We start from the raw sequence: 26,776 nt of genomic DNA, 5'->3' as shown, positions 1-26,776 counted from the left end.
CCCTCAGCTATTGTTAAAACCCGGCCTTCAACAGGCCCTCCCGATATAGCTCTTTTTGCCAATGCTCCTTGAATGGAACGATGGCGAGCCACTTCTCGACGTCGAACACCGGGTTGATGCTTTCGGCGCGTTGCCGATGGAAGAGTGCCCGTTTCCGATCGCCGATCATTGCGCAACTGGCCGCGGCGATGCGATGGGCCGGCGCTTTGTCTTTCATCGCCTCGACATAGGCGATGGCCTCCTCATACTGTTCCAGAAAGAAACTGGCCCCCGCGGCACACCAGAGATAGGCGTCAGGCGCGATCGGATTGAGCGAAATTGCTTTTCTGATCTTGGCGAGCGCGTCGCCGGGGCGGGACGCGTGCACGAGCGTGTCAGCATGGCTATAGATGACATCGGCAAAATGCGGGCTGAGCTCCTCAGCCAGATGAAGGGCCGCGACGCTCGCATCGACATCGCCGAGGTAAAGCTTGGTGACCCCAAGCTCACGATGGCCTGCCGCCGATTGCGGATCCCGCTCGATTGCGCGAAGCGCATGCTGCTCCGCCAGCTGCAGCAGCTCGGCATTTCCCTGCGCCCGGACGAGCCATTCGCTGGTGAAGGTTCTTGCCAGTCCGGTAAACGAGGCGGAGAAATCCGCCTTATACGACAGCGACTGTTTGAACGCCTTCCTTGCCCGGCGGATATGCGGCAATGTCAGCTTGCTCATCAGGCTCGAGCCGACGAGATAGGCGTGGTAGGCCCCAGGATTGGCTTCGAAGCGTAACCGTTCTTCCTCGTTCTCAGCCAGCTCGCGGGCCACCGACACGGTCAACTGCTGGGCGATCAACCGCCTCTGCCGCGGCAATATATCGGGGTCCATCGCAAAGCGGTTGGCCCAGATAATCTCGTCCGTCGGAAAATAGATCAGCTGCGCGAACAACCCCTCTTCGGAAAATCGGGTGTCCAGAAGATAGGCGATCGAGTGCCTGGCGACCACGGCCGCCTTCTCGGAGTCACGGCGGATCTGGCCGGCCGTATGCGGCGCGACAATGGAAATGTTTCGAAGCGCGCACAATTCTATGGTGACGTCTTCGATCAGGGCGTTGGCAAGGGCAAGTCCGGCATCGGCATGCTTGGCTGTCGGGGGAAGCAACACCAGACGCGGCAGGATCAGCGGCCCCGCCGATATGCTTTCGATCTCGGTCGACTGACTGGCAAGCTCGGAACGCTTCACCTCCACCTTTGGGTGGACGTCGCCATTTGCCAGTCTCTCGCCGAACGACGAGCCGCCGGAGAGCTGGTGCAGCAGCGCCCTCACCTGCTCGTCATTCGGATCCCGCTCGAGGAGTTGCAGGGCGGCGCGAGAAATGATGCGCGCCGCGCCGGGTTTCTGCACCTCGGGCAAGGCCTCCAGCAAGGCTTGACGCATTTGCAGCGCCTGGACGTCCCGCTGCGCCCTGATCCACGCGTCGATCGGCTTTGTCGCCGGCTTGATATTTCCGATGAAACCGCGCTGGGTCAGTTCGGCGATCGCGTGCAGCCGGTCCAGCGGCGCACCACCGGCTCGAAAGACATCCAGGTCGCTGGAAACCACCTGCGTGTTAAGACGAACCGTCGTGGCGGTGAAATCGAAGGCTAGTTCGGCGCGTCCGCCGTCCATCTCGCGGATACGAGACAACATTTTGCGCAGATTGAGCCGCGCCAATTCCGGCTCGACGTCGCTCCATAGAAACTGTGCCAGTTCATAGCGGCTGAGCTCATGGCTCGCCCCGGCATAGATATGGGCCATCATCAACAGACCTTTGATCGGATAGCGAACTGGTTCGCCATTCGTCTCGGTCAACCGCAGATCGCCGAATGTCTGCAGATGAAACACGATCCATCCTCAGTTGTGCACCACCGGATCCTGCAGCTCGCTGTCGATGTCGGGCAAGCCCGTAACCGCCAGGCTTTTGGCCAGCGCCACCAGTTTTTGCCTGATATTCGGATCCTCGATGGCGATAAACGCCTTGTTGAGCGCCAGTCCTTCCTTCGACGACAGGAATTTGTTCAACTCGCTCGTCTCACCTTCGATCGGTCCGGAGCCGCCGTTCTCGAAGAAAAAGCCGACGGGCACGCGAAGGATCTCGGAAATGCGCTGAAGACGGCTGGCGCCGATGCGATTCGTTCCTTTTTCGTATTTTTGAATCTGCTGAAAGGTAATGCCCAGAAGTTCAGCCAAACCATGCTGGGTCATCCCGAGCGTCTTCCGCCGAACTCTCACGCGGTTGCCAACATAGACGTCGATCGAATTCGGCGATTTGGCCTTCATGTGAATAGGTCTCCCGCTTTATCTGCACGCCCGCTGTATAATGGAGAATTTGAGCAAGAATGCAACTAAAAGTAAATATTTTGTAAGGATTTTTTTTAGCGCAGCGCACAATAGAAACAACCTGTGGATTACCACAGGCGCGTGCCATGACCTAAATATAAGGTGTATCTAATTGAGCAAGCCAGACCAGGCTCCGCAGCCCCGCCTCCCTAAAGAGGCTTTTCGGCCACGGCGATCATCGACTTGGCCAAAGCAGGTATCCTTCCGACATATTCAAAACGAATACTGCCGAAACCGGCATCAAGCAGCAGCGTGCCCAGGGTGTTTCTCGACCAGAACTTGATATGTCCATGATCCTTTAGCGGCATGAAGTGATCATCCATTTTCCCAAGCGCCGCCAAAGCGAGGTTCTTCAGATAGCCGTGATAGGGCGTCGATACCACGGCGATGCCGCCAGGCTTGACCAGATCATACATTGTCGAGGTGAAAGCCTTGGGATCATAGACATGCTCGACCACTTCCAGGCTGATCACAGCATCGAAGGTGCCGTATTCTCCGGAAAGCTGATCATAGCCCGAACCAACATTCAGCCGCAGCCCGGGGTAATTGACATTGGCCTTGGCGATGCCATCGCTCGAAGGATCGACGCCGACGACACAATATCCCTTTTCCGCAAGCGTTGCGGCCGCCCCGCCCGCGCCACATCCGAGATCGAAGACAGCGCCCTTCGCAGAGCCGGCGAAATGGCGCTCCAACACCCCAAGCACAGCTGGCAGGATGTAAGAATGCGCAGTTGCCGGTTTGGCATGGATATAGGTGGTGGCGTCCAGCTCGACGGACATATCCGTCCCCTTCTGCAATGGCACGGCAGACCCTATAGAAAAATACGTCGAAAATTGGGTAAAATCCGGCAAAACCGAATGCCGGCTAAGAATATAACCTGTGGTTTTGCAATAAAAATTTTAACCTTTGCGCGAATGCAAGGTAAATTCGGCAGTATCGACAAATGACTGCAGTGACCTGCCCGCAAGTCACGGCCGCGGATCATCCGCGATCTTCGCTGTGCCACAGGCGTCGGTGCATTGGAGAGGCGGGGACCTCAAGGCGCTCCGCAATATGAAGAACGCGCTTCTTGCCGATGCCCCTCCCGACGCGGCAGAATGACGAACAGCAAGCCAAAGATATTTAACGGATGGATGTATACTGCTGGATCTAGACAGCCCGATCGAAACCTTCTCGGGTATCCGGAGAAGATAAGCTTGCCCGAGAACTCGTCGCCCGCATATGCGAAACAGCCAGTGGGAAAACCGCGGATTCCCGTGGTCTTCTGGTTGCTGCTGACGATTTCCGTCTCGCTTGTCATCGGAACCGTGCTTCTTTCCAACGATATGAAGCACCTGAGGACGATCGATCGCTATTTCGGCTTCGGTCTCTTTTCCTATGAGGTCAAGCCGCCGCCGCCGAAGGCGCTTCCCCGCCCGGCGCCCTCGGCCTCCGTCAGGCTTCCCTTACATGCCACCGAACCGCCCACGGCGCAGACCGCATCAGCCTTTCTGCGGACGTGGCGCGTATCAGGAGCGGCCATGTGCGCGGCCCTGCGCGACGCCGGTATCCAAACCAGCGAATGGGCGGCAGCGAGCTTCAACGCCAATACCTTCGAATGCTATTTCGAACACAGCGGCAAACGTGAAAAGGATCAGCTTCCCAGTTCCATCTTCGTCATCGTTCGCGGCGACGCCGCAGGCACGATCAGCAATATGCGCGTGAAGATCGTCAATCCGCAGACCGACCAGAATGGCCAGCTCGACCCCAACATCCTGCGGATTTTCGAGGTCATGCTGAATCAACCGCAATGGCTCGATTTTCATGAGGCGCTGAACGCAATCAAGAATCTGAAGGACATCAAGGAAGACGGCTTCGGCGCCAGCATCACCTTCAGCCGCGAGGTGCTCAATCCTGACCGCTACAATTTCACGCTCTCGCTGGATGCAGCCTCGGGACCTCAAACGAGAACGAGAAATTATTTTTCCGACAGAACCTGGCTTCCATCGCCGGAGCCGACGGTCGAGACCGACCCCGCGCAACCAGCGCCGGCATCAGCGCAATAAAATCGGAAATGAAGAGCGGCGGGCGCTGGCCGAGGCCGCACGCGATGAATCAGTCTATCAGGCCATGCGACTTGCATCGTCGTCGTGCCGGGCCAGAATATTGTAAAGCTCTTTCAAACTGTCGCCGCTTGGTCGTTCGCTGCCGTCCTCGCCGCCGAAGTCGCTGAAAACAACGGCTGCGAACTGCAGGTCATCGAGACGAGAGAGCGTTTGGAAGGGTCGCCATAAAAAAAGCGGCATTTTGCAATGCAATATGAAAAAAGCTCATCACGTAGCTGAACCAGTCTTCCATCACGAGCGTCCTCCGGGAAGATCTATATCTTGGCGCAGGCTGAAAAGTCTAGCGGATCCGCCAGTATTCGTTCCTAGGAAAGTATATTTGAGGTTGCATTACTCCGACAAAGCAAACGCGGATCAGGACGGAACCGCGGCCAACCGTCCCGGCTGCCGCAAGTTCCATCGCGGACATGAAAAAAGCCCGCGGTGAGGGATAGAATGAACAGAAGACGTTTCCTCGCTTCGGTTCCGCTCGCGCTGTCGTGTCTCCACGCGGGCGCGGTGCTGGCCAGGGTTCCGGCGCAACCAGGGCTGCGCGCCCTTGCCGACAGCAAATCGTTCCGGTTCGGATCGGCAATCGACCTGCAGAATATCAGCGACCCGGCCGCCTGCGAGCTCTATGTCGACAACGTCAATTCGATAACGCCGCGCAATGAATTGAAGTGGAAAGCGACGGAAAAGAGTCCCGGCGTTTTTTCCTTCGGGGGCGCCGACAGGATGGTTGCATTCGCGCGAAAAAACAACATGAGGGTTTATGGGCATACACTGATCTGGTATCGCGTCCCGGATTGGGTGTCAGAGATCACCGACGCGCGAGCCCTTCGGGCAGTCATGAACCGTCATATAAAACAGGTTGTCGCTCGCTATAAGGGGTCGATCGATGCCTGGGATGTGGTGAACGAGCCGTTGGAGTATGATGCGCCCGACCTGCGGAATTGTGTTTTCCGACGCCTTCTTGGCGACGATTATATTCGCATGAGTTTCGATATGGCGCACGAGACCAATCCGGCTGCGACGCTGGTTCTCAACGAAACGCATCTTGAGAAAAAATCCGCCACCTTCGAACAAAAGCGCGGGCACATTCTCAAGATCGTCGAGGATCTCGTCGCCAGGCAGACCCCGATCAACGCGGTCGGGCTGCAGGCGCATTTCCGCCCGGGTCTCGACCGGATAGATCCGGAAGGAATGAGGCGATTCTGCGCGGCTCTGAAGGACATGGGCATTGGTGTCTATATCACCGAACTCGATGCATCCTGCCACTTCCTGAAGCATGACCAAGGCTTCACGCCGGCCGCCTACGCCGATATTTTCCGCGACGTGATCACCGTGGCGGCCGAACACGGCGACTTGAAAGGCGTCACCGTATGGGGCATGTCGGAGAAATACGGCGAGCCCGATGAAACGGAGACCGATGCCGATGGAGCCTGCACGAAGCGCATTAATCTCTACGATGACAACAACGCGCCGCGCAGTTCAACTGATGGCGTCAGGCAGGCAATAGAGGCGATGTGATGCGCAACACAACGGAGACGTCGACAGATTCATGAAAAAGGCAGTTATTTATGTGGAGAAATTTCTGCCTGCCAGCCAGGCATTTGTTCTCAATCAAGCGGTAGCTTTTCGTTCGTTCGAGGCTGAAATTCTTGCCGGCACGCGCATTTCCTCGGCCCACACGAAAAAATCCACCGTTCCGGTTCACGACATCCGCCGGTCGCCGATCGCACGTGCCGGTGAACTGCTGTTGAAAATTCCACAGATCGGCCTGCCTTTCCTCTTTCCCGCGATCGATCAAGCCGATCTCGTTCACGCGCATTTCGGCAAGAACGGCTATGTCATCGGACCCTTAGCGCGAGCCGCCGGCAAGCCGCTCGTCACCACGTTTCACGGCTTCGACGCCACCTATCGCGGCGATCCGAAAAAGCCGGGCGGCTTCAATCAGGTGCGCTTTTTCGCCAAGGGCCGGAGCGAGATGGCCGGCTGGAATAGCTGGAACATCGCCGTTTCCGACTTCATCCGCGACCGGCTGCTGGCGCTCGGCTTCCGTGCCGACCGCGTCTATCGCCACCACATCGGCATCGATCTCGATCTCTTCAAAATGGAGCCTCGTCCCCGAAAAAAGGGACTGGTGGTTTCCATCGCCCGTTTCGTCGACTATAAGGGCCACCGCTTCATGATCGACGCGCTGTCGCGTGTGGCGGCGACCGGCACGCCGGTCGAATTCGTCATGGTGGGTCAGGGACCGCTGAAAGAGGAAATCGAGGCGCTGGCGCGTCGTTCCTTGCCAAGCGTCACGATCCATGAAAATCTGTCGCAGACTGAGATAAGGGACCTGCTGGCCAGTGCAGAGCTTTATCTCCACGGCAGCGTGACCCTCGACAATGGTCACGCAGAAGCGTTCGGCCTCGCCAATCTCGAGGCCGAGGCCGTCGGCACTCCGGTCGTCGCATTTCGCTCGGGAGGCGTAGGCGAAGCGATCGAGGAGGGGAAAACTGGCTATCTCGTGGAGGAGCGGGACGTCGCGGGAATGGCGGAAGCGGTCGGAAGGCTGCTCAACGACCACGCCCTGTGGACAAGCTTCAGCGCGCGGGCACCGCTTCTGGTGGCCGAGCGTTTCGACATACGTCGCCAAACGGGGATGCTCGAGGACTATTACAGTTCCGTGCTAGACGAATTTTCCAGCCGGGGTCGGACTTGATGGTGCAGACAGGAAAGAAGCCGAAGTGGGGACTGAACGTATTTCGGCCGCTCCGGAACGGAATCGTCAGGGCCAAGTGGCTCTACTATACGAAATTCTGGGGAATGGACATCGATCCGACCGCCAGCTTTTCGTTGAGCGTGCGGTTCGATAAGACCAATCCGAAAGGATTGCATATCGGCGCGGAGACCTATGTCGCCTTCGAAGCCGCGATCCTGACCCACGACCTCACGCGCGGCCTCTATCTGCACACCAGGATCGGCAAGCGCTGCTTCATCGGCGCCCGCAGCATCATTCTGCCCGGCGTCGAAATCGGCGACGAATGCGTCATCGGCTCCGGCTCGGTGGTGACCAAGAGCGTGCCGCCGCGCTCGCTCGTCGCCGGCAACCCGGCAAAGATAATCCGCAGCGACATTGAAATCATATCCCGTTACGGACGCATGAAGGAAGGAAGCGGTTATCGAACCGACGTGGAATCCAAAGTAGCTGACTGGCCTTCCGATGTGGCGGGAGGCGCAAGATGAGCACGCTGAAGGCAACGATTCTCTTTGCGACCTACAATGGCGAAAGGACATTGCCGTTGATGTTGGAAGCACTGACGAAGGCCACTCTTCCGCATGATCAATGGAAGATTGTCGCAGTGGACAATAATAGTAAGGACAATACGCGGGCAATCTTGAATGCGTTCAAAGACCGGCTGCCGCTTGAGATTTACTTCGAGCCCAGGCAGGGAAAAGAAAACGCGCTCGCAACCGGCTTTAAGCATCTGGAGGGCGAGCTTGTTATCTTTACCGATGATGACATTATCCCCGAACCCGATTGGATCGAGGCGTTTGTACGGATTTCGGAAGAAATGTCCGATTTCAATGTGTTCAGTGGGCTCATCAAACCTGCCTGGGCCGTAACGCCTCCCGAATGGATTGTTAAATGGGCGCCGCTTAACATTCTGTATGCCGACAATTCGAAGGTACCGGTGGGTGAAATACCCAGCGCCTGGGTTCATGGTCCGAACTGCGCCTATCGTCGGACGAGCTTAGGCGACAGCTATCGTGGCAATGCGGAATTGGGTCCCAATGCTAGTGTTGCTCAATACGCGATGGGCCAGGACACAATGTTTGCCATCAGTGTCGATAAAAAAGCATATCATACCGACACCGCCGTCGTCGGGCATATCGTGCCTGCCGACTATCTTTCCGAGAAATGGATACTGGGGCGGGCGGAGCGTTATGGGCTGGGGCAGCCAGTGACCATGCCTGCTTGGTTCAAGGAGCGCATCTTCATACTCGGAATTCCAGCGAAATCCACCGCACTATTAGCATATGCCTTTCTTAGATATATTTTGCTGCAGCGGATAGGCAACACGGAAACCCGGTTCAAGTCCGCGTGGGAATATCGAAGACGGCTCGGGAATTTTCGCAAGATCAAGTCTCTGGGGTCGCACGGCGGGGACGCCTTGACGGGCGATCCAGCATGAAGATAGCCATTGTCGCACCCATTCAACACCCAATCGCAAAGCCATTTCGAGGGGGCATTGAATCACAGCTTTGGTTTCTCACTCGCGGTCTTGTCAGCCGTGGTCATGACGTAAGTCTTTTCGCCGCCGCCGATAGCGACGACTCGTTGCCTCTCCATCCAATCGTGGAAAGCTCAGTGCTCAGCGCCGAGCATTTGCAGAAACGGGAAGAAAGATGGATCGAGAAATATAGGCGTTTTCAAAGAAACCGAATTGCGGATCGTGCTTATTCCCGCATGGTGGATTCGGTTCGAGCCCTTCAATTCGATATAGTGCACAACAATTCGCTCTCGAAGTACCCTTTGGCGAACGCAAATCGTTTAGGCGCCCCGGTGGTAACGACGATCCATACTCCCGTGTTCAAGGAAGTGGTTGAAGGCGCTAAAATCGCGAAATCCAGAAAAGGATCGGATTTCGTCTGTGTTTCGCGATTTCTGCAACAGTCTTGGCAGGCTTATATCGATAGCAAGGTGGCGTATAATGGGGTCGAAATAAGCAACTGGGAGTTCAACGAAACGCCCGATCCGAAAAAAACCGCCATATGGTACGGCCGACTTAACCGACAAAAAGCCCCCCACGTAGCGATCCGAGCTGCCCTAGACGCCGGGTTTTCCATCTCGCTGTACGGACTGGTTGAAGACCTGTCGTATTTCGAAGGCGTGGTGAAACCGCTGCTCGATCCCGAACGCGCTGTCTATCACGGCTTGGCGGATCATTCCGAGCTCTCAGTGGCGATTGGCAGGGCATCCGTCGCGGTATTTTTGCCAGACTGGGACGAGCCGTTCGGCCTTACGTTTGTGGAAGCTTTGGCATGCGGCACGCCGATAGTAGCCTATCGAAGCGGTGCGGCGCCTGAAATCGTGGACGAAAACAGCGGCGTTCTCGTCGACCGAAATGCGAATACGGATTTCCAGCAGGTTTTTGTTCGAGCAAGCCAATTGTCACGCCGTGATTGCCGTGACAGAGCGCGCCAATTTTCGATGGATTCGATGCTTTCGAATTACGAGAGAATTTATTCGGAAACCATACGGGGAGCCGGTATCCGCCAATGAATACGATGACGCCTGAATTGAATGTTGTCTATTTCAGCTTGAACTATCCGGAGCTCAGCCAAACCTTCGTGTTCAATGAAATGCGCAGCCTCCGCGACCAAGGGGCGAGAGTTCGGGTTGTCGCGCTACGACACGCGGAAATCGGGACATCCGACCTGCCGGAAAAATATGGATTCTCCAACGCCGTGGATTTTGTTCTGTCGCCGGGTGTGCGCCCGCCGCGATCTAGGAGGGTCTTGCAGGCGGCTCGGGCAATGATGGAATGCGATGCAAGCTTTGGCGCTACGTTGCGTGCCGGGAGCAGAAATCGGATTGACGGGCTGCGGGACATACCATTTTCGTTGAAGCTCAAAATGGCCGCCAAATTGCAGCCCAAGGGCCAGAAGCCTGTGATCCACTGCCATTTTGGTACAGCCGGTCGCCTCGTGGCGGATCTGAAGAGGCTTGGACTCGGTACAGCTCGTCTTTCCGTGGTTTTTCACGGCTATGACATTACCCAGTACATGCAGGACAAGCCCGCCGACATATACCGCGATCTGTTCGAGCAAGCCGATCTTCTACTGCCGATCAGCGATCTTTGGCATCGCCGCCTCATCGAACTCGGCGCAGCGCCAGAGAAGATCCGTACCCAACGCCTTGGGATCGATTGCAGTGCGTTTCGCTTCAAGGAAAGAGCGAAACGGCCGGAGGAGACCTTACGGTTCATCTCGGTAGGTCGCATGACCGAAAAAAAGGGACACCGTTATGTCCTCGAGGCGTTTGCGCGTCTGGTCACAAGTCGCCCCGATCTCGATATTCGGCTCGACTTGATAGGATCTGGACCGCTCTTCGATGACATTTCCGCGCTGGCAGATCGTTGTCAGCTGGGCGATCGACTCGTTTTGCATGGCAGTCTTCGACACGACGAGGTGCGCGCACTTCTGGATGAAGCACACGTATTCGTGCTGCCGAGTGTGACTGCTACCGACGGCGATATGGAAGGCATACCGGTTGCAATCATGGAAGCCATGGCTATGGGGCTCGCCGTTATTAGCACACATCATAGCGGTATTCCCGAATTGGTCGCAGACGGAAAATCTGGCTTGCTGGTACCTGAACGGGATGTGGAAGCTTTAAGCACAGCCATGCAAGCGCTTGCGACAAGCTCCGAAAGGATTGCATCGATGGGACGCGAAGGACGCGAGATTATCGAAGAAAGTTATAACGAAGAAAAACAGGCTAAGAAACTCTTCGCTGCACTTAGCGGCATAAGATGATGAAGTTGAAGCGAATCTTTCAACGGCTTCAAACCAAAGGATCTGACAGGTCGCTATGTTGATTTTGATAGAAAACACCGTTTGTTTGAATGCCGGTGACGCGGCGATTATGCTGGCAATCATGCGAATTTTGCGTCGCACGTTTGGTGAGCAAGTCGAATTTGTTGTATTTGACAGTAATCCGGAGATCTCCGCGAAATACTATACGGACACTAAATTCCGACCGTTGACAACTACTCTGGCGGCAACACGATCGATTTCACTTCCCTTCGTTGGGAAGCGGTTGGCGATACGGCTACGCCGGAATATCGACCGGTTGAAGAAATTTGAATTCCGCAGGTTGCTGAATTTGGCGCGAAAGAGCGGAGACGTTGGCTGGAGTCCGCTTCTGAGCGAGCAGCTACGTGCAAATATCGGACTCTATGCCAAGGCCGATCTCATTGTATCCACGGGAGGTACCTATCTCGTTGAGCATTACGATCTTTCGACCCGTCTTGAAGAGTTTGAAAAGGATTTAATGCTCAGAAAGCCGTTGGTCCTGTTCACGCAGTCGCTTGGCCCGTTCAATAAGCCGGACAACCGGAACCGAATTAAATCCATTATAGACCAAGCCAAGTTGACCCTTTTGAGAGACGTAAAATCCGAGGGCAACTTGCGTGCTATCGGCGTCGAGCACGACCGTCTGAAGGTGATCTCCGACAGCGTTTTTGCTTTTGCAGATATGGAGCGTCTGTCAAAGCGGCGGGGATCGAAACAACCGGATAAACTAAGGGTCGCTGTTTCAGTTCGTGATTGGGCTCACTTTGACGGGCTTTCGCCGAAAGAAGGCATGACTCGGTATAAAAGTGCAGTTTCTCAAGCGATTTCAGCTCTCGTAAAAACGAAGAACGCAGAAGTCACGTTTTTGTCGACATGTCAGGGTATCCCCGAATACCACTATGACGACTCCATCGTCGCCCAAGAGATTGCCAATGAACTAGACGTCGGAGTCCGAAGATCGGTTTTCGTGGATTCGAAGTTCTATGGCCCCGATGCTCTGCTCGAAAAGGTTGCCGATTTTGATTTTGTGATCTCGACGAGAATGCATATGGCCATTTTGTCGCTGTGTGCCGGAGTGCCGGTGCTTCCAATCTCATATGAATTCAAAACGACGGAACTGTATAACGGCCTATCTCAGAGCCGATGGGTAACAGACATATCGCACATTGACCCCACAAGCTTTACCGAACGAGCGCTTGAATTCACCGACCATTTGGACGAGTTTTTTCGAGCCGCCGCCCCCAAAATTCGCGAGCAGTCTCTATCAGCTTGGTCGGCAGGACCACTCATTCAGGCATCCCTAGCGTCACAAGCGTCCCAGACTGGAACTGGCGTACGATCATTAAAGCAGGCCTCATGATGACAACCGCACCCAAACAAATAGGCGCAAAGACACTTCAAGCGTCGTTCTGGCTGATGTCAGGTGTTTTCTATGGTCGACTTGCAAATCTTGCCATGACGATCATCCTTGCGCGGATCCTCGTGCCGGCGGATTTCGGGCTCGTAGCATTGGGGACAACGTTGCTGGTCATCCTGACGTCAGTGACGGATTTGTCCTTGGCAAATGCGCTCATTCACCATCAAGATGTTAAGGAAGAAGATTTCCATACGGCATTTACGCTTGGAGCAATTCGCGGCGTTTTGCTGGCGATTGCCATGATAATCAGCGGCTTTGTCATGGCTCACCTTTACAACGATCCGAGGCTTATCGGCGTTTGCGCCGGCCTGTCCGTACGCCCGCTTTTAAGTGGTCTGGGAAGCCCATATTACGTGACCTTCTCGAAGGAACTTGAGTTCGGCACGGTCGCAAAGAACGAGGCGCTGAACTATACGGCACAACTGGTGGTGGCGGTCGGCATAGCTTGGCTGACAAAGAGTTATTGGGCAATTGTGGCCGGAGCATTGGCCGCATCGATCACTGCCATCTCCGCCACTTACATACGGGCACCGTATATTCCCCATTTTACGTTGGTCTCGTGGCGAAAGCTCACCAATTTTTCGGTATGGGTTACACTGAATCAATTCGTCACAATCATAGGAAACCGTTTCGATAATTTTCTGGCCGGTGGCATGCTCGGGATTGCAAGCTTCGGTGCGTATAATGTCGGCAACAACATTGCCGCAATGATCACTCAGTCCGCATTTCAGCCGTTGGAACGAGTTTTATTTCCCAGCTTTGCCAAATTAGCAGGAAATAAAACAAGGTTGAATGAAGCCTTTCAGAAAAGTCAGGCATCGCTATTTGCAGTCGGATTTCCGATGGGCGTTGGCCTTGCACTGGTAGCCGAACCGTTCGTCTATCTGACGCTCGGCCCCAAATGGGGGATTGCTGTCACGGTCATTCAATTCATCGCGCCGGTACTTGGAATGCAGATCGTGTTTGGCCCATCAAACGCTCTTGCCTATGCATTGGGCGCCACACGAAATCTGTTCAACAGGGGCATCGTACTTCTCACATTTCGAGTCCCAATCGTGCTGGCCGGCCTTTATTTCTTCGGTCTTACCGGCCTGCTCGTTGCTCGAGTGATATCCGGCGGCGTGATTGTGTCGGTTGTCAATTTCTACCTTGTCAGATCTCTGACCGGGCTCAGTCCATGGCGGCAATTGTTCGTAACCTGGCGCTCGTGGGTCAGCGGTGGCGCTATGGTAATCGCGCTGCTGGCGTTGCGAAATTTTTCGGACCCGATAACAACCAACTTCATCGCAGCGAAGATGCTAATCGAAACTGTAGTGCTAGGAGGCAGTGTCTATTGCTGTTCCCATGCCTTACTTTGGGTGATGAGCGGTCGATCGCAAATTGGTATCGAGCCGGAAATACTGAAAGCAGGCTCTAGCGCATTGGGACGTTTCAAAAAGCCGCACCATAGATCCGTATGAGACGCAGCGCCGTGGGGTTTCAAAAGGGAGTCCAAGACGCATGACAAATCCCAAAATCAGCGTCGTCTTTTCATCTTACAACGGCGCAAGCCGTCGGCTGAAGCACACCTTGGAGTCTTTTCTCCGACAGGATCTGCCGCACGACCAGTGGGAACTGATCGCTGTCGACAATAACAGCTCAGACGACACGGTCGAGATGCTGGAAACGTACCGCGAACACCTTCCGCTGCTAATCTTGAAACATTCGCAACCGGGTAAATCGAGCGCGCTTAACGCCGCGCTTGAGAAAATACGTGGAACTCTTATCGTATTTACCGACGATGATATACGCGCTGAACCCCAATGGCTTCGCGCTATCGCCACCTGCGCAGATGCCAATCCGCAGTATGGCATTTTCGGCGGAAGAATTATTCCCGATTGGGAGGTGTCCCCAAGGGGAAATCCGCTGCTTGAATGGATTCCTATGGGATCGACATTTGCCATCGTGGACGAGCCGGTTAGCGGACCGTGCGACCCAACGAAGGTGTGGGGACCAAATACCACCATTCGGCGGAGCGTTCTCGGTGCCGACATTCGGTATAGGGAAGATATCGGACCGCTGCCGGGAGGTCTGTTCGCAATGGGCGAAGACCAAGAGATAATCATGCGTCTTTCGGCGCGGGGAGTGAAAGCCTACCGTTGCGCCGAAGCCGCCGTGCATCACTGGATTCCCGCGTCCAGCGTCAACGATCAGTGGGTTCAGCAACGCGGCGAGCGACTTGGATACGGCGTGCCCGCACTTTTTCCCCAGGATGTTCCGACCGGGCCACGAATCGCAGGGGTGCCAGTGAAAACCTGGATAGAAAGTGCCCAATGGGCTCTTCGGGCGGCCATGCTTTACCTTCTCCCGCAGTCGAAAAAACGTTTCTGGGCGATCTGGAAATATTACTACATGCGTGGCTATCGGGCCGGGATTCGCCGGTATGCGCCTCAGACACTCGCACGGTGATGGATTGGGCTAGGAGACGGTAATTTGAAACTCTCGGTGCTGATCAACAATTTCAATTATGGGCAGTTCCTGCGCCCATGCATCGACAGCGTTCTGTCGCAGAACTATCCGGACTTCGAGGTCGTCGTGGTCGACGACGGCTCCACGGATGATTCGAGGGTGATCCTCGCTTCGTACGGGACGCGCATTCGGTCCGTGCTGAAGGAAAACGGCGGCCAAGCCTCGAGCTTCAATGCCGGTTTTGACGCGGCGAGCGGGGATATCCTCTTTCTCCTCGACGCCGACGATGCGTTCCTGCCCGGCAAACTGGCGCGGATCGCCGAAATCTATGACCGCAACGAGATCGACTGGTGCTTCGACCGCGTGACGACCAAAGAAGACGACCAGCCTCCCGGGGAGTTGCAGGTGACGCTGTTCGACAAGCGGGACACGTTGCGCAAAGGCGGTTTCCCCTCGCTTCCGGTGCCGACATCCGGCTTGAGTTTCCGCCGCGCCCTGCTGTCCCAGATATTGCCGATGTCCGTGGCGACGGATGTCGTTCTCAGCGACAATTATATCAAGTTCGCGGCGGCCTATCTCGGCCGCGGCGCCATCATCGAGACGCCGCTGACATTCCAACGCATTCATGCGTCGAACCGCTACACCGGCACGAGCCGCGCAAAGACGCTTCGCCCGCGGATCATGATCGCCACCGGGCTGGAACTGGCGCGCCGCTATGATGGGCTGCAGGCACTCGGCAAGAGCCTGGTAGCCGGTGGTATCGCGCAAACGACATCGCTGCTCAAACTTCGCAGCGAGGCCCGTAATACCGTCGCCGGCGGTCCGTTCGGCCAGGATGCCGCAATCGAAGTGGCCTTGATGGCCGCGCGCAAGCGTCTGGGAAATATCTTGCGCGGAGGACAGTCATGAACCGGCAAGACCCCTTCCCGCATTCGTCGGCCGAAGCCGGTCAGCCAGGCTTGTCGCCGTTGAACATCGCCGTCGGTGTGCTGACCTATCGGCGGCTGGACGGGATCGCCAAGCTGCTTGACGTGATGACGCGCCAGACCAGGCATCCGGCTCGCCCCTATCATCTGACCATGGTAATCGTCGACAATGATGCGGCCGGCAGCGCCAGAACCACCGTCGAGGGCTTTGGCCGGACGGGCGCCTATGATCTGATCTATGTCGTCGAGCCGAACCAGGGCATACCTTTTGCGCGTAACCGCGCCATGGATTCAGCCCCTGCCGGCACCGACCTCTTCTGTTTTCTCGACGATGACGAATGGCCGGTCGATGGCTGGCTTGATGCCATGCTGGAGACCCGGGAGAAAAACCGCGCCGATTGCGTCTACGGTCCCGTCCAGCCGGTCTATCCCGACAACCCGCCGGAATATTTCATCAAAGCGAAGGTTTTCGAGCGCAAGAAGAACAAGGACGGTCAACGCATTTCCTATGCGGCCTCGAACAATGTCATGTTCGATTATCCGCTGATCCGCTCATGGAATCTGCGCTTCGAAGAGAAGATGCGCTTCACTGGGGGCACCGATTATCTCTTCTTCAATCAGGCCATTCGCCGTGGGATGCAGGTTTTCTGGGCTGACAAAGCGCTCGTTTATGATATCGTTCCCGCCAGCCGCATGACCTGGAAGTGGGTGTTGCAACGGCAATACCGACTCGGCAACACTTTCGCAGTCAGCGAGGTCCTGCACGGCAATCTCAAACGCCGGCTCTATCGCGCGGCCTACGGCGCCTCGAGAGTAATACTCGGGCTGGCCATGCTGCCGGCGATCGCTATTTCACCCTATTGGGGCATGCGGGCGCTGACCCACGTGCTGCGCGGCGCTGGCATGGTCAACGGGATCCTCGGACATGCATACCAGGAATACAAACCAAATGCCGCCCTCTAGTATCGTTTGCGGGAGCGACCTCGGATGAGTTACAGCCCTTCTTATGTTCCGGCCGAGGAGATCGGCCCGACGCGCCACGCCGTATGGTCGCGGCCACGCCACGGCATCAAGAAGGAGACACTGGTCCGCGGGCTCCTCACAGTCATGCTCTATCTCACGCTCTTGCGTGCAACCGCCATGTGGTACGGCTACCCCTCGAGTTTCGATGAAGATGCTGCTGTGGATCCGCTTCCGCAGAAGCTGATGCTCTATTCGCTGATTCCAATGATCGGCCTCTATTTTATTTTGGAGCCCAACCGTTTTCTCTCCTATTTTCGCAGGATCCCGATCCTCGTCATCGTTGTCGCCGCCTTTTCGCTCGCTTCCCTTGCTTTGTCGATCAGCTTTGGCGCGTCCGCGCGCGGTATCGCCGCCGTGCTGACCCTGACGATCGCGCCACTGCTTTACAGACGTCGCTACGGCAGTGTCGAAACGTTCAGGCTGCTTCAAAACTTCGCCATCTTCGCCGTCTTTGCCAATGTGCTGTATACGGTGGTCTTTCCGCGCTACGCCATTATGGGCGGTTCCTATGCCGGGATGGTCAAAGGACTGTTTTATCACAAGAACACGATGGGCCAGTTCTTTGCCGTCGCGTTCATTGTGGTGGTTTCAATCGGCTTACCATCCTCCAGGCTTCGATATCGGATGCTGCTTCGTTGGGCGGCTTTGCTGCTGATGCTGTTGTTGATTGGCGTCTCGCGCTCGTCGACGGCCGTCGTCATGCTGGCCATGGGCCTCGCGACGCTCGCCGGCCTGAAAGGAATGTTCAAGATCGGCAATTCCGGCGTACGATCCTTTTTCCTGTTTTTTCTCTGCCTTATCCTCGGTTTCATTGGCGCCACTGCCTATCTGGGCGCTGCGCAGATGATTGCAGATGCGTTCGGCAAGGACCTGACCTTCTCAGGACGAACGAACATCTGGGAGCAGTTGATACCGCTTGTCTATGACAACCCTATTTTCGGCTACGGTTTCGCTCTGTTTCGGCAACCTGACATCATGGCGCAATTTGTTCACGTGACATTCGACGCGAGATCGACGCACAACACCTACCTGGAACTTGCGCTCAACATCGGAGTGCCCGGAACGATCGCTTGGGTCTTGTTCTTGTTCAAACGCCTCGGTCAACGTATTACGATGGTCTCGGCAGGGGCCGCCTTGAACGAAGTTCAGGCCAAAGAAGTCGCAATTATCCTGATGATCATGATCGGCGCGATGATGGAGGCTGGACTGATGTTGGCGCCTGTCGTGCTCTGGCCGCTGATGGTGGTATGTCTGCCGAAAGATCCCTTGCCCAGTTCCTTCAGAATGAGGCCACGGAAAGCCGCCTTGCCGAATTCTGGTCGAAGAGCGGCGGTACAGAGTTAACATTCGCGTCCTGGCAAGCGACCAGATATGTACGCTATCCGAACAGCAAATTGACGTCCGTTTCAATCCGGATCACATTTAACGCAATTCAGAATATGAGGTCCTGTCTATGGCTGAGAAAAAATTGAAGGTTCTCGCTGCGTCGTCAGGGGGCGGCCATTGGGAACAGCTGATGACCATGCGCAGCGCCTTCGAGGGCTGCGACATCATCTTTGCAACCACGATCCCGGGGCTGCTTTCCAAATACGACATTCGGGACGGACTGGTCCTTCCCGATTGCAGCCGCGACTCGATCACCATGTCGATCCGGTGTTTTTTCAGCGCTTTCGCCATCGTCATCAAGCACAGGCCCGACGTCATCATCTCCACCGGTGCCGCGCCCGGGCTTTTTTGCCTGCTCGCCGGCAAATTGACGGGCAAGCGCACGATCTGGATCGATAGCGTCGCCAATGTCGAAAAGCTGTCCCTTTCGGGAAAACTGGCCGGCCATATCGCGACGCTCTGGCTCACGCAATGGCAACATCTGTCGCGGCCGGACGGCCCGCATTATGCAGGAGCCGTCCTTTGATCCTGGTCACCGTCGGAACGCAGCTGCCGTTCGATCGCCTCGTCAAATCGGTCGACGCCTTCGCCAAAGAATTGACCAAGCCGGTTCTGGCGCAGATCGGCAAGGGCACGTACACGCCCGAGAACATGAAATGGATCAAGAATATCGACCCTGCCGACTTCGACCGGATCTTTCGCGAGGCGAGCGTGATCGTCTCTCACGCGGGCATCGGCACCGTGCTCACGGCGAAACGTTTCGGCAAACCGATCATTCTCGTCCCCCGCAAGGCAGCCCTTGGCGAACACAGAAACGATCATCAGCTTGCGACCGTCAGCCAGCTCATCGACCGGCCAGGCATCTATGTCGCGCATGACGATGACGAACTCAAAGACTATCTCCTTCAGGACCTCAGCAGCCCCTCCCATGAAGATCCGTCCGATGTCGGTCGGACGTCGCTGGTCAACTATCTGAAGGGTTATCTCGCGGCAGGCTGAGCCCGCGACCGGCCGCAGACTATTCTCCGCAGTCGCGGCCGGCGATGTGTCCGACAAGTTCGGGCACGATGATCCTGGCAGCAACGTCTGGCCGCGGATGCGCTCCGTCGGGGATCGCGGCGGCCAGTTCATCCGGGTTCAGGCGCTCCCAGCCGGGCCGGTGATCGACGAACTCCAGACCGCGCTTCTGTGCCTCCGCCTGATGAGCCGAGATATAACTGCCGACGAAGGGACGGATCAGCCCCCGCAGTCCCGAAAACGGATTCATCGCCATGAGAATGATCCGCGCCCGCGGCAGGCGCCGATGCAACTGATCGAGGATCTCGCCGATATTCCTTCGGCTTTGCGCTAGCGACACGAACCGGTGCACGGTTGCGTCATTGGCGTAGAGCTCGATCAGAATGATATCCGGCTCTTCGGCAACGACGCGGTCCAGCTGGGTCAAAGCCCAGGCCGACGTCTCGCCGCTCTTTGCGACGCTGTCGACCCTGACGGGTCTCTGCAGGCAGGCGGCAAGCTTTGCCTCAAGTCCGGCCTGCCATCCCCCGCGCGCTGTCAGCGATGTTCCGAAAGCCACTATTTTCACTGGCGGAAGGTTCTCGGCATCACTCTTGCCCGTCGTTGAAACCACGACGAGGCAGGCCAAAAACAGAACCAGCGTCCATGCCGGTCGCCTCTCCATCGGCACCGCTCGCCAAAGCCGCAAACATATCATGAAGAGACCATATCGCGGCGGGAGCTGTCCGTCACCCGCCAGTATGGCGCAAGGCAAGCTTTGCCTTCAGCCAGAAGGTAAAGCTTGCCTGAGGTGGCGACAATATGCAGCGGCGGCGCGCCGAAGCCGCCGATCACTCCTCACGAAAGACGTGCTGCATCTGGTCCGTCAGCGGTTTCGTCAGATAGGAGATGACGGTCCGGTCGCCAATCTTGATGAAGACTTCGGCCGGCATACCGGGATAGAGCTTGATCGACTTCAGCTTCGCGAGGCTTTCGGACTCCGGCTTGACGCGCAGTGGATAGTAGCTGATCCCGGTTCGCTCATCCTTGACGATATCAGGCGCAATCGAGGTGATTTCGGCCCGCACGTCGGGCGTCGTGCGCTGATCAAAGGCGCTGAACCGCACATCGACGGATTGGCCGACATGGAGCTGGTCGATATCCCGGGTAGAAACCTTCGCCTGGACGGTCAGATCGTCGTTTTCGGGAACGACGAGCATCAGCGTCTGGCCCGGCTCAATGACGCCGTTCACCGTATGAACGGCAAGTTCGTGCACCCTGCCGCTCAACGGAGCGGTGATATCGAGACGGCGGAGCTGATCGAGCGCGGTTTCACGGCGCTCTTCATTTTCGGCTATCTTCGCCTCGACATCGGTCAGTTCTTTCGCAATCTCCGAACGACGATCTTCATCCAGCTGGATCGACTGGCGATCGATTTCGATCGCCTTGCCCTCGGCCTCCGCCTTTGCGGCGATTTCCTGGCCGCTATTGCCCTGAAGCTCGGCGCGTGCACGCTTGAGAGCGTTCAAGCGCTGAAGTGTCACCAGTCCCTTCTTGTAGAGCGCATCGACGCCCTCCAGTTCCTGTTCGATCAGGCCGAGGGAATCATTGGTGGCGTTGATCTGAACGACCAGACCCTTGATCTGTTCGCCCAGTTGATCCTTGCGCGACGCCAGCTGGCTCTTCATTCCGACGAGCGCCGACTTGCGGCTGTCAAACAATTTCTGTTCGCCGTCGAGAAGATCCTGTGCGGCATTTCTGGACGCCGTCGTGTTGGATGCGGCAGCGCTTGATGTCATCAAATCGCTGATGTTTTCTTCGACCTCGAACGAATCGGCGCCGATCCGTTCAGCCTTGAGACGGGCACGACGCGCATAAAGCTGCGCCAGCGTGCTTTCGACGATCGAGAGCTGCGCTCTCGTCGACGTTCCATCGAGCCGTATCAACACCTGTCCAGCCGACACATGGTCATTTTCGGCGACCAGGAGTTTCGACACGATGCCACCGGTCGGGTGCTGGATCTTCTTGACGTCGCCGTCGACGACGACCACGCCTTCGCCGATGACGGCACTGGAAAGCTCGGTCGTCGCCGCCCAACCGCCGATGCCGCACACCAGCGCGATGGACAGTGCGCCGACTACGGCGACGTGACGGTTGAGGGACCGTTTCGATTCATTGGTAATTTTGTTCATGTCGTCCTTCCGGCCTATTCGGCCGCATTTCCATCGACCACGACTTTGAGCTGAGCCACGCGCTCGGCAATCGAAGTGCGCGCCGCTTCCGGCCGGCTGACCCGCGCCAGAACTTCTTCCTTGGGGCCGAATGCGATCATTCTGCCCTCCTGCATCATCAGCACGACGTCGCACACGGCCAGAACGCCGGAGCGATGCGCGATGACGACGACAATGCCGCCGCGTGCCCGCACGCTCATGATCGCAGCGCTCAGCGCCCGCTCGCCTTCCTCATCGAGGTTGGAATTCGGCTCGTCGAGCACGACCAGAAACGGTTCACCGTAAAGCGCTCTCGCAAGGGCGATACGCTGTCTCTGACCGGCCGAAAGCGACGCACCACCCTCGCCGATTTCGGTCTCGTAACCGTTCGGCAGACGCAGAATGAGATCGTGAACACGGGCCGCTCGCGCTGCCGCAACCACGGCCTCCGGCGACATGTCCTTGGCGAAGCGGCAGATATTCTGCGCGACGGTGCCCGAGAAAAGCTCCACGTCCTGCGGGAGGTAACCGATATGGCGGCCAAGTGCGTCGCCGTCCCACTGATCGAGTGCCGCGCCGTCCAGGCGAATGGATCCCCTGACCGTCGGCCAGATTCCCATCATCGCTCGCGCCAGCGACGACTTGCCCGAGGCGCTGTAGCCGATGACGCCGAGCGCGCTGCCTGCGCGCAGACCGAAGCTGACATCGGAAATGACCAGCCGCTGGCCGGCCGGCGGTCCGCTGGCCACACCCTCGACCGTCACCTGCTTGCTGGGCGCCGCAAGCGTCAGCGGAGCCGGGATCTCCGGAATTGTCTTCAGCAGGTTCGACAGCCGACCCCAGCTCTGCTGGGCGGACACGAAACCGCGCCAATTTCCGATTGCCGCTTCCACCGGTGCCAGAGCGCGGGATGTCAGGATGGAGCCGGCGATGATGATGCCCGAAGAGGCCTGTCCCTGAATGACGAGGATGGCGCCGGTCGCCAACGTTCCCGATTGCAGAGCGATACGGAAAATCTTCGAAAGCGTCGCATATCCGTTGCCGACATCCGATGCCTGCCGGGTGATTTGCCGGTATTCGCCGTTCTTGCGATCCCAGATCTCGCCCATGGTGCCCGCCATGCCCATGGCGTGAATGACCTCGGAGTTACGGATCGAGCTCTGCGCAAAAGCGTTGCGCATATTGCCGGCCTCCGACTGCCGTTTGGAGAGCGTACGCGTGCCTTGGTTGGTCAGGAACGTCAGGATGGCGAGGACCAGCGACCCACCGATAGCGATATATCCGATCGCCGGATGAAACAGGAAACAGATGACGATATAGAAGGGAAGCCACGGCAGATCGAACATCGCCGTCGGCCCCATGCCGGACAGAAAGGTCCTGATCTGATCGAAATCCCGCAAGGGCTGCAGCCCGTCGCCGCCGATCTTGACCTTCAGCGGCGCCCTGATGAGCGCCCGAAACACCCGCCCGTTCATCATCTCGTCGAGCGCACCGGCGACGCGAACGAGCATTCTGCTCCTGAGAACTTCGAAGGCTCCCTGGAAGGCGTAAAGAGTTAGCGCAAGAATTGCCAGAGCGGCCAGCGTCGGTATGCTTTTGCTGGGAATAACCCTGTCATACACCTCAAGCATAAAGAATGAACTTGTGAGATAGAGGATATTGATAAGCGCGCTGGCTATGCCAATGAAGATCAATCCGCTTTTGCATTTCCGCAAGGCCTTAGACGGTTCATTGACGTCAGCTGTTGAACTCTGAAACACGAAGCAATCCTCTCCTGCCGCACGCAGACGCAGCGAATACGCCCGTCCGCACTGCAGTTGCAGGCCCCTCAGGCCCAATCATTGACATGGCTACCCTCGGACCCGGCACCCTCGCCGACTCCGTTGGCACGCTCCTACACTATTACATGAATCCCACCGAAACGTGACCAAAAATACAAATTTATCACGAACAATTTCAGAGGCTCTAACTTAACGGTACGATAATCATACCGACGCAAGCAAGTGAAAAGCGTAAGTCGCCCAATAATGATCCAAAGCGGCGAAAGCGTGGCAGGTTCAGCTTTCGTTATCTACTGGCGCATTAACTATAAATGCAATCTATAGTTAGATTTATCTGGCGATGGCGAAACATTTGCCGCCGTTTGTCCGCCGCATCTCGGTCCGTCACACCGGACTCGCCGGGGCAAGGAACGGAATCGAGCGCTTCCGGCGGCGAACATGCCGGAGCCGCGTCAACGTCAGGAAAGCAAGTGTGAGACGTGGCTGCTGTGGAATGTGTCGACATTGATGGAGACGGTCAAGCTGTCGGCGTCGATATGGGAGGCGCCATCGGAGATCTTGTATTGGAAGGATTCGCTGACCTTGCCGCTGAGGCCGGCGAGTTTGGCGGCATCGACCGTGTAACTGTAGTCGCCATCGCTTTCCACGTGAATGACGCCGTATTTCCCGGTCAGCGTCAGGCCGTGCTTGTCGACCGCGCTGTCGCCGAACCTGCGAAGGAGGATCGTGCCGTTGCTCGCATTGTCGTTCTCAAGCAGGTTGCCGTGATAGGCGCCGCCGGCATCTTCCGCAATCTTCAGGCTGTCATGCACGGCGACAATCTTTGCGGTGGCGGCAGGCGCGGGGGCGATCAGCGGTTCCGCCACAGGCGCAGGAGAGCTGACCTGCGTATCGCCGGTCGTGCTGCTGCTGGCGGCGCTGTCGATTTCGGCCTGCGCTTGCTCGAGCGTCTTACTTTCGCCGATGGAGAACGTGTTCAGGGCAGCGATTGTGGCGGGCATCGTCAGCGTCGACACCGCACTGTCGACGATATTGTCATAGAAGGAACCCGAGGCGGGCTTGTCGACCTTCAGCGCCGACGACGACAGATCATCGAAAACATTGTCATGAATAATGATATTCTCGCGGACATAAGCGGGATTGCCGATGGCACTGATCAGCACGCCGTATACGCCCCCGTGCAGATAGTTGCCGCTGATATCGTAGTTTGTCGCGTTGCCCTGATCGCCGAGGCCGATGCCGTAGGACCAGCTGTAGCCGCCATATCCCGAGATGTCGTTGTCGTGAATGGTGATATTCGTGCCCGCCTGCGCGCTCAGCCCAAAGCCGCCGCCCACCAGCGTATTGCCCTCGACCACCGCGTCCTGCGCCCGGATCAGCACCAGCACACCCTTGGCGCTGTTGGTTTCGGTCTGCTCGAGATGATTGTCCTTGACGAGGATATTGCTGCTGTCGTTGAGCTGGATGGCGTCGGCAGCACTGCCCTGGCTGTTGGTGACCGTATTGTTGACGAGAGTGATGCCCTTGACCTTGTCCATCCAGATGCCGTCGGAATGCACGCCGGTCAATGTGCTGTTCTCGATCGTGATGTTCTGGCTGCTCTGGAAGCTGACCGATCCCGGCTTTCCCGAGAGGCCGGTATTCGACACTTCGACATTGCGCACAGTCCAGTTCGAGACACTGCCCGCATAAATCGCGTTGGCGCCGGTATCGGCGATCTTGATGTTCTCGATGATGATATTCGACGCCTTGGAACCGTGGATCCCGTCATTGCTGCTGTGAATGACCGGCACGTCACCAATGCCATAGCTGCCGATGGTGATCGGAGCGCTGACGCTGCCGGAATATTTCAGGTCGAACTGTTCGTTAAACACGCTTCCGGCGGCAAGCAGCACGCTATCGCCCGGATTGAGCTTCAAGGCTTCAACAGCAGACAATGTCGCGAAGGCTGAACTCTCACTGGTTCCCTTGTTATTGTCGGACCCTGTCACTGAATTCACGTAATAGACGGTCATGCTGCGATCTCCCAAGGTAATGGAAAACCTTCTAACCGCCGACCTCTCTCCGGCTGCTAAAATGAAACACTAAAATGCGTGATATCTCGCAATAATTCTTGCATCCTCAATATAAATATCCGGGTGTACTCAGTATACTTCGTCACGACAAGGTTGCAGCGGCGCGGCTGCATGCCGGTTTACTCCGCCGGACGCAGTTACCAAGCTCCGACCCCGAGCGAGCAGGATTTGGGTTGCCCATTGCCGCGTTAGGGCATCACTTCCTGAAAACCAGCCCCATTTGATAGTAATACAACTGGCACTGCCCTCCTCTTCTCCGCCAGAACTTGCAGAAACAGCCCATAATCCAAACTGATTAAACGGCGCTTTAGCAAGCCAATACATGATAATCCAAATTCATTACGTTTGCTTGCGAATAAAAATTCTTTCAGCGAGAAGAAAGATCCGCGGCAATATGACAACATGAGACAATCACTTATTATTAAAGCGATATTATTCAAGCATTTCATCGCCTTATGCAAATTGTACGCGTGTCATTATTGATAAAATACACTCTCGGACATCAATCTGTTGTTAACCATGCGCTTGACTCTCATTATTAAGACATCATTAATCGGCCGGCTCGCTGAAGTCAAAAATGACCGGCGAAGATCAATTTCAAGGAGAGAGGCATATGGCTATTCACGCAACCGACGATACTGCAACTTTTCTGGAAACCGACGTTATTTCCGGAAACCTGCTCAGCAACGATACATCTAGCGGCAACCTTTTCCTGCGCGCCTTCGACCAGCAGAGCGTCGGCGCCAAACAACCCGGCCAAGTCACCACGATCCAGGGCGATTACGGCACCTTCTACGTCAAGGCCGACGGCAGCTACACCTATGTACTGAGCGATGCCGCCAAGATCGGCTTCACCAACGGCGAACTGATTCAGGAGAAGGTTTCCTACAAGATCTCCGACGGCGCCGGCCATACCGATATGGGCCTGTTCACCCTCAACATTCAGGGCGTAACCCAAGTCAAGCCGGTCGCGGTCGACGACCATTACAGCTTCAACGAAGGCGATCTGATCAGCGGCAACGCGCTGGCCAACGACATTCCGGGCGACAATGGTCACCTCTTCCTTCGCCAGTTCGACGGCACGAGTGTCAACGGCAATAGCGGCGCCATCACCGATATTGCCGGTACCTATGGCACGTTCCACGTCAAGGCGAATGGCGACTTCACCTATGAGCTGACGCAGGATATCGCGCCCGGCGATCACGTCACCGAAACCGTCCAGTACTACAAGATCTCTGATGGCCAAGGCCACACGGACGTCGGCGTGCTGACGCTCAACATCACAGGCACCGACGTCGTTTCCGGCGCGAGCGTCTGATCATCGACAACCATCAAGAAACAACGCCCGCCGCACAAGCAGCGGGCGTTGTCGTCGTATGAAGGTAAAATGTTCCGAACCATTCGCCGCTTCGATGGCGACCGAAGCTGCGTCACCCAGCTCCTTCGGTCATAGGCACAACCGATTCAGGGCGCCAGCTTCCATCATCGAAACTTTGCAACC

24 protein-coding genes are annotated in these 26,776 nt (G+C 56.6%); 16 read left to right on the top strand and 8 right to left on the bottom strand.

What is annotated here, in order from left to right; translation table 11 throughout:
• Positions 1-13 precede the first annotated feature (13 nt).
• From EFD56_RS25905 to EFD56_RS25895, 3 genes are all read right to left on the bottom strand, one after another.
• Positions 14-1,858, bottom strand: coding sequence for a peptide antibiotic resistance protein (locus EFD56_RS25905; RefSeq protein ID WP_126906668.1), 1,845 nt, complete (start codon positions 1,856-1,858; stop codon positions 14-16).
• Between the two features lie 9 nt (positions 1,859-1,867).
• A complete protein-coding gene (locus EFD56_RS25900) occupies positions 1,868-2,293 on the bottom strand; it encodes a helix-turn-helix domain-containing protein (RefSeq protein WP_010025368.1) in 426 nt (141 codons plus the stop codon).
• A 209-nt stretch (positions 2,294-2,502) separates the two neighbouring features.
• A complete protein-coding gene (locus EFD56_RS25895) occupies positions 2,503-3,135 on the bottom strand; it encodes a class I SAM-dependent methyltransferase (RefSeq protein WP_037116565.1) in 633 nt (210 codons plus the stop codon).
• A 417-nt stretch (positions 3,136-3,552) separates the two neighbouring features.
• Between EFD56_RS25895 and EFD56_RS25890 the strand changes: the two genes are divergently transcribed.
• Entirely contained in the window at positions 3,553-4,401 is an 849-nt protein-coding gene (locus tag EFD56_RS25890) for a DUF6030 family protein (RefSeq protein ID WP_126906667.1), read from the top strand.
• A 57-nt stretch (positions 4,402-4,458) separates the two neighbouring features.
• Here the strand turns inward: EFD56_RS25890 and EFD56_RS25885 are convergent, their stop codons facing one another.
• Positions 4,459-4,641 (bottom strand): hypothetical protein, encoded by a 183-nt coding sequence (locus tag EFD56_RS25885; RefSeq protein ID WP_225882757.1) that lies wholly within the window; start codon positions 4,639-4,641, stop codon positions 4,459-4,461.
• Between the two features lie 255 nt (positions 4,642-4,896).
• On the opposite strand from EFD56_RS25885, the gene EFD56_RS25880 reads away from it, so the two are divergent.
• The 14 genes from EFD56_RS25880 (at position 4,897) to EFD56_RS25815 (ending at position 19,212) form a co-directional block, all read left to right on the top strand.
• Positions 4,897-5,970 carry an endo-1,4-beta-xylanase gene (locus EFD56_RS25880; protein ID WP_126906666.1) on the top strand — a complete coding sequence of 358 codons (1,074 nt, stop codon included), beginning with the start codon at positions 4,897-4,899 and terminating at the stop codon, positions 5,968-5,970.
• A 31-nt stretch (positions 5,971-6,001) separates the two neighbouring features.
• The gene (locus EFD56_RS25875; RefSeq protein WP_126906665.1) at positions 6,002-7,153 is read left to right on the top strand and encodes a glycosyltransferase; all 1,152 of its coding nucleotides are present in this window, start codon (positions 6,002-6,004) and stop codon (positions 7,151-7,153) included.
• Positions 7,153-7,677 (top strand): acyltransferase, encoded by a 525-nt coding sequence (locus EFD56_RS25870; protein WP_225882756.1) that lies wholly within the window; start codon positions 7,153-7,155, stop codon positions 7,675-7,677. Before EFD56_RS25875 ends, EFD56_RS25870 begins: the two co-directional genes overlap by 1 nt.
• Complete coding sequence (locus tag EFD56_RS25865; RefSeq protein ID WP_126906664.1) at positions 7,674-8,627, top strand: glycosyltransferase; 954 nt, start codon at positions 7,674-7,676, stop codon at positions 8,625-8,627. The genes EFD56_RS25870 and EFD56_RS25865 overlap by 4 nt, the downstream gene beginning before the upstream one ends.
• A complete protein-coding gene (locus tag EFD56_RS25860; protein ID WP_126906663.1) occupies positions 8,624-9,718 on the top strand; it encodes a glycosyltransferase in 1,095 nt (364 codons plus the stop codon). Before EFD56_RS25865 ends, EFD56_RS25860 begins: the two co-directional genes overlap by 4 nt.
• Positions 9,715-10,974: a glycosyltransferase gene (locus tag EFD56_RS25855; protein ID WP_126906662.1), complete on the top strand. Its 1,260-nt coding sequence runs from the start codon at positions 9,715-9,717 to the stop codon at positions 10,972-10,974. Before EFD56_RS25860 ends, EFD56_RS25855 begins: the two co-directional genes overlap by 4 nt.
• 55 nt (positions 10,975-11,029) lie before the next feature.
• Entirely contained in the window at positions 11,030-12,373 is a 1,344-nt protein-coding gene (locus EFD56_RS25850) for a polysaccharide pyruvyl transferase family protein (protein WP_126906661.1), read from the top strand.
• The gene (locus tag EFD56_RS25845; RefSeq protein ID WP_126906660.1) at positions 12,370-13,890 is read left to right on the top strand and encodes a lipopolysaccharide biosynthesis protein; all 1,521 of its coding nucleotides are present in this window, start codon (positions 12,370-12,372) and stop codon (positions 13,888-13,890) included. The genes EFD56_RS25850 and EFD56_RS25845 overlap by 4 nt, the downstream gene beginning before the upstream one ends.
• Before the next feature lie 40 nt (positions 13,891-13,930).
• The gene (locus EFD56_RS25840; RefSeq protein ID WP_126906659.1) at positions 13,931-14,878 is read left to right on the top strand and encodes a glycosyltransferase family 2 protein; all 948 of its coding nucleotides are present in this window, start codon (positions 13,931-13,933) and stop codon (positions 14,876-14,878) included.
• Between the two features lie 24 nt (positions 14,879-14,902).
• Positions 14,903-15,787, top strand: a complete 885-nt coding sequence (locus EFD56_RS25835) for a glycosyltransferase family 2 protein (RefSeq protein ID WP_126906658.1) — start codon at positions 14,903-14,905, stop codon at positions 15,785-15,787.
• On the top strand, positions 15,784-16,767 hold the full coding sequence (locus EFD56_RS25830; protein WP_126906657.1) for a glycosyltransferase family A protein: 984 nt from the start codon (positions 15,784-15,786) through the stop codon (positions 16,765-16,767). The genes EFD56_RS25835 and EFD56_RS25830 overlap by 4 nt, the downstream gene beginning before the upstream one ends.
• 24 nt (positions 16,768-16,791) lie before the next feature.
• The gene (locus tag EFD56_RS25825; protein ID WP_126906656.1) at positions 16,792-18,171 is read left to right on the top strand and encodes an O-antigen ligase family protein; all 1,380 of its coding nucleotides are present in this window, start codon (positions 16,792-16,794) and stop codon (positions 18,169-18,171) included.
• Between the two features lie 109 nt (positions 18,172-18,280).
• Complete coding sequence (locus EFD56_RS25820) at positions 18,281-18,739, top strand: glycosyltransferase family protein (protein WP_016733851.1); 459 nt, start codon at positions 18,281-18,283, stop codon at positions 18,737-18,739.
• Complete coding sequence (locus EFD56_RS25815; protein ID WP_126906655.1) at positions 18,736-19,212, top strand: glycosyltransferase; 477 nt, start codon at positions 18,736-18,738, stop codon at positions 19,210-19,212. Before EFD56_RS25820 ends, EFD56_RS25815 begins: the two co-directional genes overlap by 4 nt.
• Positions 19,213-19,231: 19 nt before the next feature.
• Here EFD56_RS25815 and EFD56_RS25810 read toward each other — a convergent pair whose 3' ends face one another.
• The 4 genes from EFD56_RS25810 to EFD56_RS25795 form a co-directional block, all read right to left on the bottom strand.
• Positions 19,232-19,927 carry an SGNH/GDSL hydrolase family protein gene (locus tag EFD56_RS25810; protein WP_085743063.1) on the bottom strand — a complete coding sequence of 232 codons (696 nt, stop codon included), beginning with the start codon at positions 19,925-19,927 and terminating at the stop codon, positions 19,232-19,234.
• Positions 19,928-20,060: 133 nt separating this feature from the next.
• Positions 20,061-21,401 carry an HlyD family type I secretion periplasmic adaptor subunit gene (locus EFD56_RS25805; protein WP_016733854.1) on the bottom strand — a complete coding sequence of 447 codons (1,341 nt, stop codon included), beginning with the start codon at positions 21,399-21,401 and terminating at the stop codon, positions 20,061-20,063.
• Positions 21,402-21,415: 14 nt separating this feature from the next.
• Positions 21,416-23,179, bottom strand: coding sequence for a type I secretion system permease/ATPase (locus EFD56_RS25800; RefSeq protein ID WP_126906654.1), 1,764 nt, complete (start codon positions 23,177-23,179; stop codon positions 21,416-21,418).
• 479 nt (positions 23,180-23,658) lie between these two features.
• Positions 23,659-25,215 (bottom strand): right-handed parallel beta-helix repeat-containing protein, encoded by a 1,557-nt coding sequence (locus EFD56_RS25795; protein ID WP_126906653.1) that lies wholly within the window; start codon positions 25,213-25,215, stop codon positions 23,659-23,661.
• Between the two features lie 673 nt (positions 25,216-25,888).
• On the opposite strand from EFD56_RS25795, the gene rapA2 reads away from it, so the two are divergent.
• Positions 25,889-26,593: a calcium-binding lectin RapA2 gene (rapA2, locus tag EFD56_RS25790; RefSeq protein WP_064818825.1), complete on the top strand. Its 705-nt coding sequence runs from the start codon at positions 25,889-25,891 to the stop codon at positions 26,591-26,593.
• Positions 26,594-26,776 lie beyond the last annotated feature (183 nt).

The sequence above is a fragment of the Rhizobium phaseoli genome (genome assembly GCF_003985125.1).
GTDB lineage: Bacteria > Pseudomonadota > Alphaproteobacteria > Rhizobiales > Rhizobiaceae > Rhizobium > Rhizobium phaseoli.
This window is presented reverse-complemented; position numbering and strand designations above follow the sequence as displayed.